11 protein-coding genes are annotated in these 12,879 nt (G+C 35.2%); 7 read left to right on the forward strand and 4 right to left on the reverse strand.

The window, feature by feature from the left end; genetic code table 11:
* Positions 1 to 36: 36 nt before the first annotated feature.
* The 4 genes from proC to EAG08_RS14775 all read right to left on the reverse strand — a co-directional run bounded on the left by proC (position 37) and on the right by EAG08_RS14775 (position 3,715).
* Entirely contained in the window at positions 37 to 840 is an 804-nt protein-coding gene (gene proC, locus EAG08_RS14760; RefSeq protein WP_129536100.1) for a pyrroline-5-carboxylate reductase, read from the reverse strand.
* A 112-nt stretch (positions 841 to 952) separates the two neighbouring features.
* Entirely contained in the window at positions 953 to 1,966 is a 1,014-nt protein-coding gene (gene murB, locus EAG08_RS14765; protein WP_129536101.1) for a UDP-N-acetylmuramate dehydrogenase, read from the reverse strand.
* A 48-nt stretch (positions 1,967 to 2,014) separates the two neighbouring features.
* Positions 2,015 to 2,494: a hypothetical protein gene (locus tag EAG08_RS14770; RefSeq protein ID WP_129536102.1), complete on the reverse strand. Its 480-nt coding sequence runs from the start codon at positions 2,492 to 2,494 to the stop codon at positions 2,015 to 2,017.
* A gap of 15 nt (positions 2,495 to 2,509) precedes the next feature.
* Entirely contained in the window at positions 2,510 to 3,715 is a 1,206-nt protein-coding gene (locus EAG08_RS14775; protein WP_129536103.1) for a pyridoxal phosphate-dependent aminotransferase, read from the reverse strand.
* Between the two features lie 282 nt (positions 3,716 to 3,997).
* Here EAG08_RS14775 and EAG08_RS14780 point away from each other — a divergent pair, with 282 nt between their 5' ends.
* From EAG08_RS14780 to EAG08_RS14810, 7 genes are all read left to right on the forward strand, one after another.
* Positions 3,998 to 6,430: a T9SS type A sorting domain-containing protein gene (locus EAG08_RS14780; RefSeq protein WP_129536104.1), complete on the forward strand. Its 2,433-nt coding sequence runs from the start codon at positions 3,998 to 4,000 to the stop codon at positions 6,428 to 6,430.
* Positions 6,431 to 6,530: 100 nt separating this feature from the next.
* A complete protein-coding gene (locus EAG08_RS14785; RefSeq protein ID WP_129536105.1) occupies positions 6,531 to 6,986 on the forward strand; it encodes a DUF1801 domain-containing protein in 456 nt (151 codons plus the stop codon).
* 183 nt (positions 6,987 to 7,169) lie between these two features.
* Positions 7,170 to 7,616, forward strand: coding sequence for a YiiX/YebB-like N1pC/P60 family cysteine hydrolase (locus tag EAG08_RS14790; RefSeq protein WP_262696843.1), 447 nt, complete (start codon positions 7,170 to 7,172; stop codon positions 7,614 to 7,616).
* Positions 7,617 to 7,774: 158 nt separating this feature from the next.
* Positions 7,775 to 8,089 carry an NIL domain-containing protein gene (locus tag EAG08_RS14795; RefSeq protein WP_228446590.1) on the forward strand — a complete coding sequence of 105 codons (315 nt, stop codon included), beginning with the start codon at positions 7,775 to 7,777 and terminating at the stop codon, positions 8,087 to 8,089.
* A gap of 106 nt (positions 8,090 to 8,195) precedes the next feature.
* Positions 8,196 to 8,747, forward strand: a complete 552-nt coding sequence (locus EAG08_RS14800) for a LemA family protein (RefSeq protein WP_129536106.1) — start codon at positions 8,196 to 8,198, stop codon at positions 8,745 to 8,747.
* 90 nt (positions 8,748 to 8,837) lie between these two features.
* Positions 8,838 to 10,775 carry a DUF2207 domain-containing protein gene (locus EAG08_RS14805; RefSeq protein WP_129536107.1) on the forward strand — a complete coding sequence of 646 codons (1,938 nt, stop codon included), beginning with the start codon at positions 8,838 to 8,840 and terminating at the stop codon, positions 10,773 to 10,775.
* 10 nt (positions 10,776 to 10,785) lie between these two features.
* Positions 10,786 to 12,780, forward strand: a complete 1,995-nt coding sequence (locus EAG08_RS14810; protein ID WP_129536108.1) for a DUF2207 domain-containing protein — start codon at positions 10,786 to 10,788, stop codon at positions 12,778 to 12,780.
* The last annotated feature ends 99 nt before the right edge of the window (positions 12,781 to 12,879 follow it).

Raw genomic sequence — 12,879 nt, forward strand, 5'->3', positions numbered from 1 at the left:
TTAATGATTTAATTTTGCTAAAACACTAAAATCTTCTTATCCATTCAATTCTTTAGCCCTTTTTTCGGCATTTAAAATTCCTTTTTGTAAAATCTCTTTGAAATTATTGTCTTCAAATGTTTTTAAAGCAGCTTCGGTGGTTCCGCCTTTAGAAGCTACATCTTTGATGAGTTCCTCCAAGTTTTTTTCGGAATTATTGATTAAATGATAAGCGCCAAGCATTGTTTGCTTCACGAAAAGTTTAGAAAGATTTTCATCAATTCCCATCTGGATTCCGGCTTTGATCATGGCGTCAACGATATAATAGAAATAAGCGGGTCCACTTCCGGAAAGTGCGGTAACGCCGTCTAATAAATCTTCATTTTCAAGATAGACGGATCTTCCGGTGCTGTTTAAAAGCCTTTCGACGTTCATTAACTCATTGAAAGAAATTCCTTCTGCAGAGGTGTAGCCTGTGATTCCCATTCCCAAAAGAGTAGGGGAATTGGGCATTGCTCTTACAACCGATTGATGGTTGAGTAGTTTTTGAATTTTCCCGATTTTGATTCCTGCCATGATGGAAAGAATCATCTGGTTTTCTTTTAATTTAAATTTAAAATTTTCCGCAACTTGCTGAAAGTCCTGTGGTTTTACTGCGATGATAATTAAATCTGCATCTAATTCTTCAACATCATCAAAAATTGAAATTTTCGATTTTGGAAATTCTTCTGATATTTTGGAGATTTTCGATTGATTTCTCGTGATTAGCTGAAGGTTTTCGGGTTTTATCAATTCGTATTTCAGGAAAGATTTAGAAAAAGATAAGCCCATATTTCCGGCTCCAATGATGGCGATTTTCATTTGTGTGTCGTTTTTTTAATGTTGAATTCTTTCGGGTATTTTTAAACACGAAGGCTAATAATCATTAAAAATAGTGAATTCTGACTTTTAAAATGAAATTTAAATCTTCTTTTTAAAGAATATTCACTTCTCTTTCCAGCTCAATCCCAAACTTATCTTTCACAGAATCAATAATCATTGTAGAAAAATCAAAAATTTCTTTTCCGGTTGCGTTTCCGGTTGCGTTGATGATGACTAAAGATTGTAATTTGTGTGAAGCCACGTTTCCGATTTGTTTTCCTTTCCAGCCGCATTGTTCGATCAGCCAGCCTGCGGGAACTTTCACAGAATTGCCGTTCGGATATCCTTGAATGTTGTCAAATTTTTGTTTTAAATCTTCAAATTGATTTAAAGGAATTGTTGGGTTTTTAAAAAAACTTCCTGCATTTCCAATGACTTTCGGGTCGGGTAATTTGCTTTGTCTGATATTGATGATGGCTATTGAAATATCCTGAATGGTAGGGTTTTCAATACCTAATTTTTGTAATTCAGATTGTATAGCGCCGTATTCTGTTTTAATTAAATGGTTTTCTTTTGTAAGCTTAAAACTTACTTCCAAAATCACATACTTTCCTTTTCCTTCCTGTTTAAAAATAGAATCTCTGTACCCAAATCTGCACTGTTCCGCGTTTAAAGTTTCGACTTCAAGTGTTTCTAAATTTAAAACTTTACATTCTACAAATACATCTTTTATTTCAGTTCCGTATGCACCGATATTTTGCATCGGTGAAGTTCCTACGTTTCCTGGAATCAAAGAAAGGTTTTCTAATCCGCCATAATTTTTATTTAAACAAAATTGCACGAATTCATGCCAGTTTTCGCCAGCTTGTGCGGTTACTAAAACTTCATTCTCGTTGGTGATTTCTTCCGAAATTCCTTTTAAATGAAGCTGAATTGCTAATCCTTCAAAATTTTTCGTTAACAAAATATTGCTTCCACCTCCGAGGAAAAGAATTGGAAGTGTTTGATTTTTTGCTTGCTTAAGGGTTTGTGTTAATTCTTCTATAGAATTTACTTCTGCAAAATATCTGGCGTTTGCTTCTACACCGAAAGTGTTGTAAGGTTTTAAAGAAAAATTTTCGTGCATTGAAAAGAAAATATTTAGAATTATTAAGCTAAAATATAGATTGTAAATTTATGGTTGCTCAGGTGAAAGGTTTTCTAATTTGATTTTGAATTCTTCAAATTGTCTGTAATGGGTATCGCTGTAAGCATTCACAAAAACATGAGACTTTTTTGTGGTCTTAATCTGAAAAGTTTCATCAATTCCGTCAATTGGTTGAATGCTGGGCGAACTTTCAATTAAGCCCAAGTCTTTGATTTTAATAGAAGAAATCAGGTTCTTCCAGATTTGAGGAGTAATTGCTCTGTGCCATTCATTATGTTTTTGATTGGCTGTCATTCCACCCTCAAAATGAATAGAATCTTGAGTGATTTTGTAGCTGCTGTAGTTTCCTAATTCTCCGCCAACATTTGATAGGCTGATGAAGGTAATTTCTTCAGTATCTTTTGATGAGGGTTTATTTTCAAAACTTTTTTCGCTGCAAGAAAAAAATGTCAACAGTAAAAACATGGATAAGATTACTCTTAAAGCGCTTGTTTTTACTGTTGACATAATATTTGTAGTTTGTTAGTGACGTTTGTCTGAATTGTAATTTTCTAACGCAGCCTGCAATATCGCAACACTTTTTCTTAAATCCTGTTCTTTAAGAACGTAAGCGATTCTTACCTGTTTTTTTCCTAATTCAGGATTGCTGTAAAATCCGCCAGCTGGTGCAACCATGATGGTTTCGTTATTTAAAGAATATTTTTCTAATAACCACTGAGCGAATATTTCTGTATCATCCACCGGAAGTTCTGCTACACAATAAAAAGCACCTTTAGGTTTCGGGCAAATCACACCCGGAATTGCGTTTAATAAATCTACCAAAACGTTTCTTCTGTGAGTGTATTCTTCTCTTACCGCTCTGATGTAGGCTCCGTCATTTTGGTGAGCGGCAGTTGCAGCGATTTGTCCTAAAAGTACAGGGCTCAATCTCGCCTGTGCAAAAAGCATTGCGGCATCATGAATTTTTTTAGAACGAGTCAATAAGCATCCGATTCTTACTCCACACATTGAGTAACGCTTAGATTCTGAATCGATGATAATACAGTTGTCACTTAATTCAGGAAAAGCCAACATAGAAATTTGCTGTTTCCCATCATAAACATATTCTCTGTAAACTTCATCTGAAATAATGACGATATCATATTTTAAAGCAATATCTGCCAATTGCTGAAGTTCTTCTCTTGTATATAGATATCCGGTTGGATTTCCGGGATTACAAATAACGATTGCTCTCGTTTTTGCGGTGATTTTTTTCTCAAACTCTTCAATCGGAGGTAATGCAAATCCTGTGTCGATTGTAGAAGGTACTGCAACCACATTTACGTTAAAAGTGCTTGTGAAACCATTATAGTTTGCATAATAAGGCTCCGGAATAATCACTTCGTCACCATCGTCACATAATGTGGAAATTGCAAAATTCAAAGCTTCAGATCCGCCATTGGTTACAATGAAGTTGTCTGGCGTTAAATCTGTAAAATCTAAAGAGTGGTAATACTCTGTCAATGCTTTTCTGTACTCAATGTTTCCCTCTGATAAAGCGTATTCTAATACTTTTAAATCAATATTTTTTAAAGCGTTAAGAGCGGTTTCCGGAGTTTCGATATCGGGTTGCCCGATATTTAAGTGATAAACTTTTGTTCCTCTTTGTTTTGCCTGAAGGGCGAATGGAACCAGTTTTCTTACCGGTGAAGGTGGCATCTGTTGTGCTCTGTTTGAGATATTCGGCATTGTTTAAAATTTGTATGCACAAAAATAAGATTAAATTCTTAATAAGTAAAATGCAAATGCTGGAATGTAATATTTTAATTTAATATTAAATAATGTTTAAAGTTTTACTTTTATTTGTTAATTAAACTTTTTTATTTGTTTATTTTGGTGTTGTTTTGTTATTTTTACCAGTTATTTAATTTGTTTTATTTATGTTAAAATAAATTAATATTTTGTGATTTGTTTAATTTAAATTGTTTTATTGTGATTTATTTTTAAATTAGCGAAGTTTAAATTAATAATATGAAAATAAATCTATTTTTTGGATTCGCTAGTTTAGCGCTTGCGATGTCCTCTTCGGGTCTTATAGCTCAAAATTATCAGACAATGCCAGTATCATCAGGTTATAACGAAGATGTAATAGCCAATGGAGTTGGCCCTTCTCTAAATTCTACAAGTACAATTTTAGATGGAGATTCTTTTGTCTTCGTAGCTAGAGATTTTAAATTGACATCAGGATCTACTGCTATTACTTATGGAGTTCCTACGGATGGAATTATTAATTCAGTTGTGGCATCGACACCAGGATTAAGTTACCAATTGGGGAATTTAAGTGCATCCAATTCACTGAGACTTTCCAATACTAATCTTACGGGTACTTTAGCTTTTACGGTTCCTAAAGCTGCTACAAAACTGTATATGCTTTCTACCAGCGGTAGTGCTGCTTCCACTCTCACTGTTACAGTTAATTTCAGTGACGGAACCAATCAGCAGGCTGCCGGAATTGCAGTTCCGGATTGGTATGGTGGAGCAGATTTTGCAATTACAGGATTGGGAAGGATAAGTAGAATTACTGATGCTTTGGATGCAGCAGGTGGTACAAATCCAAGAATGTATCAGGCTGCTATTAGTATTGATGCAGCTAATCAGACAAAGTTGATTCAAAGTGTTACGATAACAAAAACTTCTACTACCAACGGGTTTCCTAATGTTTTTGCTTTCTCTGCAGATGCTTATTCAGATTGTGCTCCTCCAGTGCTTCAAGCTCCTCCAGCGATCACATCTACTGGCGCTACTGTGGCATGGGCTGCCTCTGCAAGTACACAAGCTGCCTCTTATGGGGTGTATTACAGTACCAGTGCTACAACGCCTACTTCAGCTACAACACCTCAATTGAATAATATAACCGGAACATCTACACCTATTGCTGGCCTTGCCTCTAATACCATATATTATTATTGGGTAAAAACTAATTGCAGCAATGCGACAGGTCAAAGTGTTTGGTCGTTTTCAGGAACATTCAAGACTGCTTGTGGTCCTGTGACTTCTCTGTCTGAGAATTTCGATTCTTATGGTACAGGTACAACGCTTCCGGATTGTTGGGTAAGAAATTTTGTTAATGGTACAATGTCGATTAGCGGAACTACACCTGCTTCAGGAACAAGAAATATTTATCAAACAAATACTTCTTCTCAAACGCCAAGTACGGTTGTTTTACCCGAATTTAGTAATATTAATGCAGGTACTCATTGGTTGAAATTAAAAGCAAGAGTTAGTGCTGCTACAGGCACTTTGAATGTAGGCTATGTTACAAATCCTACAGATGCAAGTACTTTCGTTCTGATACAGGCATTAAGTATTGCAAACACAAACTATACAAGTACTAATCCTGAATATACTGTGATTGTTCCGTCTTCAGTTCCTGCGAATGCAAGATTGGCAGTACGTAATACTGCAGATGGAAAAGGTTATTATTGGGATGATGTAGTTTGGGAGGCTGTTCCATCATGTTTCCCTCCGACAGCTGTTACAACTTCTATTGTTACAGCAAACTCTGCTACATTAAGCTGGGCTGCGCCTTCTTCTGCTCCTGCAAGTGGATATGAGTATGCTTATACAACTACCAATACTGCACCTACGGGGAGTGGAACATCTATTTCAGGAACTTCTGTTATAATATCTCTTCCTTCCCCTAGTACAACATATTACTTATGGGTAAGATCAAAATGTACAACCACTGATGTGAGTATTTGGATAGGCTCTACTGTTAGCACTAAAGCTATAAATGATGAATGCTCTGCACCTGTAATTATTACTCCTGGAGCAACATTCGGAAATAATCCGGTGGTTGCAACAACTGTAGGGGCATCATCTACTTCAGATACTACTGCTACTCACACTTGCCAGGGTACAGGTTACAATGATACTTGGTATTCTGTAGTCGTTCCAGCAAGTGGAACTCTTACGATAGAGACGCAGTCTGTTTCGGGGTCTTCTGTTTCAGATACAGTGGTAGGTGTCTATACAGGATCTTGTGGTAGCTTAACGCAGGTTGGCTGTGATGATGATAGCTCAACAGACGGAAATTTCTCTTTTGTTTCCTTAACGGGGCAAACTCCCGGAGCTACGTTGTTGATTGGTGTTTGGAATTATTCAAATTCTACAAACGGACAGTTTAGAATTTCTGCTTATGATGCCACTTTAGCAACTTCAGAAGTTTCTACTGTTAAAAAAGATATCAAAGTTTATCCGAATCCATTCAATGACACAGTTAATATCTCAGAATTTAAAGATATTAAAACAGTTAAAGTGACTGATGTAGCTGGAAGAACATTAAAAGTAATTGAAAATCCTACTAAGGAAATCAATTTAAGTACACTAAATTCTGGACTATATTTGATTACAATGTATTTCAAAGACGGTTCTCAGAATACAGTGAAAGCCATCAAAAAGTAAACTATTTTTTTTGAATTATTTTTTTAGCAGCTGTACGAAAGTATGGCTGCTTTTTTATGTGCTCAAATTTTTGTTATTTTGAAGCTTAAACTTAAAAGCAATGCAAATTCCTGCTTCGTCTGTAGAAGACTATATATCCAAAATTCCTGAAGAAAGGCAGGAGGTTTTCACAAAGCTATTTGATACCATCACTGAAAATCTGCCAAATGGTTTTACCAAAGGTGTCAGCTACGGTATGGTTGGCTGGGATGTGCCTTTAGAAACTTTTCCTGCGGGTTATCATTGTACGCCGGGTTCGCCGCTGCCTTTTATGGGATTGGCTTCGCAGAAGAATTTCATAGCCCTTTATCACATGGGGATTTATGCAAAACCTGATCTTCTTGATTGGTTTGTAGCAGAATTTCCAAAACATTCAAAGAGAAAGCTGGATATGGGGAAATCATGCATCCGTTTTAAGAAGATGGATGAAATTCCTTTTGAATTAATCGCTGAGCTGAGTAATAAAATGACTGTAGATGAATGGATCAATATTTATGAAACCAATTTTAAAAAATAGATCTTTACTAAAAGTTATTTCCCTTTTTGTAATTCTTCTTTTTGTTTTAAGTTGTAAAAATTCTCATACTTCAGGTTTGAAGAATGGAGATTTACTTTTCGTCACCGCAAAAGAAAGCGGACTATCGGGGGCAATTAATAACGTCACTCAAAACAAAAAAACGCATCCTTCGATCATATCGGAATTTTACAAAAAGATAAAACCGGAGTTTTCGTACTTCATGCTGCTCCAAAAGGTGGTTCTCAGAAGCAAAATTTAGATGAATTTCTAAAAGATCAGGCAAACGACGGACAAAAAGTGATGGTGTACAGATTGAAGCCGGAGTTTCAGAATACAATCCCTGACGCAATCGAGAAAGCAAATGCTATGTTGGGTAAGCCTTATAATTTCAATTATATATTAGACGAAAATTCTTATTACTGTTCAGATTATATTGAAAGGTCATTTAGAGAGAATCATATTTTTAAATTAGAACCTATGACTTTCGTTGATCCCAAAACCGGAAAAACCAATGCATTTTGGGAGGAGTTTTATACTAAAAAAAATCTCAAAGTTCCGGAAGGTGAACCCGGGTGTAATCCCAACGGATTGGCCGCTTCAGATAAAATACAACATATTAAAGAACTATAAATAGAAGAGGAGTTGCAATGCTTTTCTTTTTTTAGGTTAAAATTAAAAAATATTACTCTACTAATTTGGTAGACTAATATTTTTTTATACTTTTGTCAAAGAATTAACAGATAAATATTTCAAAATATGTAATTCAGAAAGTATTGTTTAATCAAAAATTGTTTAGTTATGATTGCGCCAAATTTGCAGGCTTTGCCAAAAAATGTACACCTTATCAAAAAGATTTGATCATCGAAGTAGAACTGAATGGGAAAATGAAGTTTGACCATCTTTTGAATGCAATCTACCAACAAATGGGGATCTGCTACAAAGTACTGAGCGCAAATGTGGAGTATATGAACGGAGCAAATTTTGGTTCATTTCAGTTACACGTTAATGCAACCAACGAAGAATCTGAGCAATTAGAATTTTTCCTGAATAAAAATAAACTTCTGAATACCACTGTCGATTATACCTGCAGAAAGTATTCATAAAGCTGTAAGTCCATATAGTTTGAGGGGCGTTCAATTTATTGAGCGCTTTTTTTATTCAATTCTCCGATAAAAAGTTTATTTTTATTTTAAAATAAATTACAAAATTATGGTTGCACTTATTATCATCGGAGTTCTTGTATTGATTGTCCTTTACGGAGTTTCCATTTATAACCGTCTCGTAAAACTAAAAAATCTCGTTCAGGAAGCATGGAGCAGTATCGATGTCATGCTTAAAAAACGTCACGATCTGATTCCGAATTTGGTTGAAACGGTAAAAGGATATGCAACTCACGAACGTGAAACTCTTGAAAACGTTACAAGAGCAAGAAATTTGGCTGTTGGAGCAGATTCTGTAGAAGGTAAGGAAGCGGCAGAAAAAAATCTGAACCAGGCAATGGTAAATTTATTTGCAGTAGCCGAACAATATCCGGATTTGAAAGCGAATACCAACTTCCAGCAATTGCAAGCAGAATTGAGTTCTATTGAAAATGATATCGAAAAATCAAGAAGATACTACAACGGAACGGCAAGAGAAAACAATACGTTGGTAGAGTCTTTCCCAAGCAACGTGATTGCCAACATGTACAAATTTGAAAAAGCCAAATTCTTTGAGCTTGAAAATATTGCAGACAGAGAAGTTCCGACAGTAAAATTTTAAGAAATGAAATCGCTTTGACTTGGTTTAGATTCATAAATACCAATCAGGAATGGCGATACCATACGACCCACCAAATAATAAAATCTATGTATGAAAAATTTCTTACAGTTACTTTTCCTTTTATTTTTTAGTTTAAATTTTGCTCAGGAAGAGCCGATCCGAACAGATCAATTGTCTATTATCGACGGACGGGAAAGGATTATGAATTTTCACGCTGATATTGATGTTGATAAAAATGCGAACATCACGGTTACTGAGAAGATAAAGGTTCACAGTCTGGGAGATAAAATAAAACGAGGCATCTTTCGTTCACTTCCGCTAACCAGAAATATTAATAATACGACTCAGAAAGTACAGTACAACATTATTTCTGTAAAGAAAAATAGTGTTGATGAAGATTATCATGAAGAATATGAAGATGGCTTTCTGAAAATTTATTTCGGAAACAAAGATATTATTCTCGAGCCAGGCGACTATGATTACGAAATAAAATATACTACAGAAAAGCAAATCGGTTTTTTTGAAAAATATGATGAGTTTTATTGGAACGTCAACGGAAACTTCTGGGATTTTCCCGTTGATCAGATTTCTGCGACAGTCAATCTTCCGCAAGGTGCAGGGATTTTACAAAATTCTTGTTACACAGGCAGCCAGGGAAGTACAGATCAAAATTGTACGGTAAAAGTACTTTCAGAACATTCGATCGAATGGAATGCCGGAAATTTGGGTTCAGAAGAAGGTCTTACGATTGCCGTGGGTTTCAAAAAAGGGGTGATGATTCCTCCGCCACCACCCACTTTTCTGGAAAGATTCGGGATTTTGATTGCCGGAATGATTGTGTTTTTAGGAATGGTTATTTATTATATTTCAACATGGAGAAAATATGGTGTAGATCCCGAAAAGCCAATTGTTTATCCACAATTCAATTCGCCAGACGATCTTTCGCCTGCTTCTTTAGGTTACATCAACAGCGAAACTTTTAAGAATAAATATCTTACGGCGGCTTTGGTCAATTTAGCTGTAAAAGGTTATATTCAAATTATAGAAACTGAAGATCCGGGTGTTTTAGGTTTATTTAAATCAAAAAAGTTTACAGTAAAAAAACTGAAAAATGCAGATCAAAAATTACCTGTAGAGGAAATTAATTTGATGAACAATCTCTTCACAACGGTAGACACTGTGAAATTTGACGGAGAATACAATTCTAAAATAGAACAAACTGTTAAAAGTTTTCAGTCTTCGCTTACCTATCAGTATAATAAATTATTGAATGATGGAAATAATACTAACAAATTATACCTGCCACTGATTTTAATGACTGTAGTTTATGGTTTAGGACTGCTTTTAAGTTTTAAAATGTTTCCTGAATTTGAAAAGGTAATTGTTGGTGGATTTTTATATGTTATTCTATTGGTCTGTTTTTTAATCACAGGATATCTTTTCAAAATTTTCCCGGTTTTATTTAAAATTTTCCTGATTATTCCAACCGTTATTTTGATTATTTTGGGAGCGTTGATGTTCAATCACAACGAATTTACCATTGATAATAATTTCAATATCTGTTATATTTTCATTGTTTTAGGATTTACATCACTGATTATTTACCAATTTCTGATCAGAAGACCTTCCGAAGAAAAACTGAAAAAGAAATCTCTGATCGATGGTTTTAAAATGTACATGGGAGCTGCAGAAAATGAGCAATTGAAATTTCACAATCCACCCACAATGACCCCAGAATCTTTTGAAAAATTGTTGCCTTTTGCAATGGTCTTGGGAGTTGATGAAATTTGGGGGAAGAAATTTGATGCGCTGCTGACGAAAATGTCTACAGAATATCAAAGCAACTGGTACGTTGGCTCATCGATGAATCATTTTGCTATGGCAGGTGTTCTTAATTCCAGCTTGACACAATCAATACAGTCATCAGCTACACAACCATCAAGTTCGGGAAGCAGCTCTGGTTCAGGATCGGGCGGTGGCGGATTTTCCGGTGGCGGTGGCGGAGGTGGCGGAGGAGGCGGCTGGTAAAATTTTATATATGAAAAAATTTATTCAGATAATTATTTTCTTCTTTTGTTTTCTTGCTTTTGCGCAGGAAAACATCGTTGAATTGCCAATTGACGCATTAGAATATGCCGAGGAAACTAATGTCCAGAGAGAAAGAATTGTTTCTTTTCATTCTGACATCAAGATTGCAGAAAACGCTGATATTACCGTTACAGAAACCATCAAAGTGTATGCTCATGGTTATGAAATCAGGCGGGGGATTTTCCGTGCATTACCAACTATTAGAAATATCAATGGAGGAAAGGAAAAGATTACTTACAAAATAATTTCTGTAGAAAAAGATGGTATAAAAGAGCCTTATCATATCGAAAGGCAAAATGGTGTTTTTAATATCTATATCGGTGACAAAGATTACCAGCTGAGTGAGGGTTTTTACACCTACAAAATTGTTTATAGAACGCAGGATCAGATTGGTCATTTCAAAGGGTATGATGAGTTTTACTGGAATGTGAACGGTACAGATTGGTCTTTTCCGGTGGAACAAATTAGTGCCACGATTCATCTGCCAAAGAATGCAGATATTCTCCAAAATTCTTGTTATACAGGCGTTAATGGAAGCACGGATAAAAACTGCACCAGCGGAAAATTATCTTCAACACAGATTGTTTTTAAGGCTAATGATTTAAATGAACATGAAAACCTTACCGTTGCCGTAGGTTTTAAAGCCGGAGTTTTAAAAGAGCCATCTGGTTTCTTTAAATGGATTGACAGAAACTGGCAAAGTTTGCCTCTGTTTTTTATCGGAATTTATCTCTTATTTTTCTACTATAACAATTGGAGAAAATACGGAAAAGATCCTGAAAAACCAGTTGTGATTCCGCAATTCAATGCGCCAAATAATCTTTCACCTGCATCTTTGGGTTATATTGATAAAGGTAAATTTGATACTAATTTGGTTACCGCAAATCTCGTCGATCTTTCTGTAAAAGGTTTTGTTGATATTGATGAGGTGAAAGATATTAAGGAAACTTATCTGTCTAAAATATTTACATTAAAAAAAGTAGAAGCAAGCGATTACAATTTGCAAGGTGATCAAAAACTGCTTTTGAAAAAGATGTTTGGAAAAGAAAAGAAAATTTCTGTAAACGGAATATACAGTTCTAAAATTAAAAATGCAGTTGAAGATTTTGAAAAATATATTGTCAAAGCAAATAGAAATGTTGTTGAAAAAGTTTCCAATACAAAAATTGTCTATCAAGCATTGAAAATTATTCTTCTGACTTTTTTTCTTGCATTGATTGCAGATTCTCTGATTACTTGGAGTTTCAAAATATTATTAATCGCTTTGGTTGTCACTATTTTCGCCAGCCTTTTTGCTACTGTCTTGGTATTCATTTGGAAGGATGGAAATAGAATCATATTTTTAGTTGTTTTGTTGTTTTCATCAATAGTTATGTTACCTATTATTTTGATGGCATTTGGAGGGTTTGGCGATATTACTATGTTTGAATCAAACTGTTTCAAATTTCTCATATTCGGAATCATTTCAATTTTAATCTTTCAGTATTTAATTAATAAACCAAGTGAAGAAAAAGTGCAGTTGGAATCTGAAATTGAAGGTTTTAAAATGTACCTCAGTGCAGCTGAAGAAAACCAATTGAAGTTTCATAATCCTCCTGAAATGACTTCCGATGTGTTTGAGAAATTTCTTCCTTACGCCATTGTTTTCGGGGTTGAAGGAATTTGGGGTAAAAGATTCAGAGATAAAATGCAAGAAACAATCGACGCAGCCAAACCTTACAGCGAAATTCAAAATCATTTCAGTTATGGTTTTGCCAATTCATTTACCACAACATTGAAAGGAACAACTGTTGCTCCTGTAAGCAGCTTTTCTTCTTCATCATCGTCTTCCTCATCACGATCTTCAAGCAGTTCGTCTTATTCTGGAGGTTCCAGTTCTAGCGGTTCGTCTGGTGGAGGATCTTCGGGCGGCGGTGGAGGTGGCGGCGGAGGCGGCGGCTGGTAATTTGTTTCATAGAAATTATCAAAAACATCAACGGCTTAAATTTATTTAACAAAAAAAAGCGTTCAGAAAATTAATTCCGAACGCTTTTTTATCTATAAT

It is taken from the genome of Chryseobacterium sp. 3008163 (assembly GCF_003669035.1).
Classification (GTDB): domain Bacteria; phylum Bacteroidota; class Bacteroidia; order Flavobacteriales; family Weeksellaceae; genus Chryseobacterium.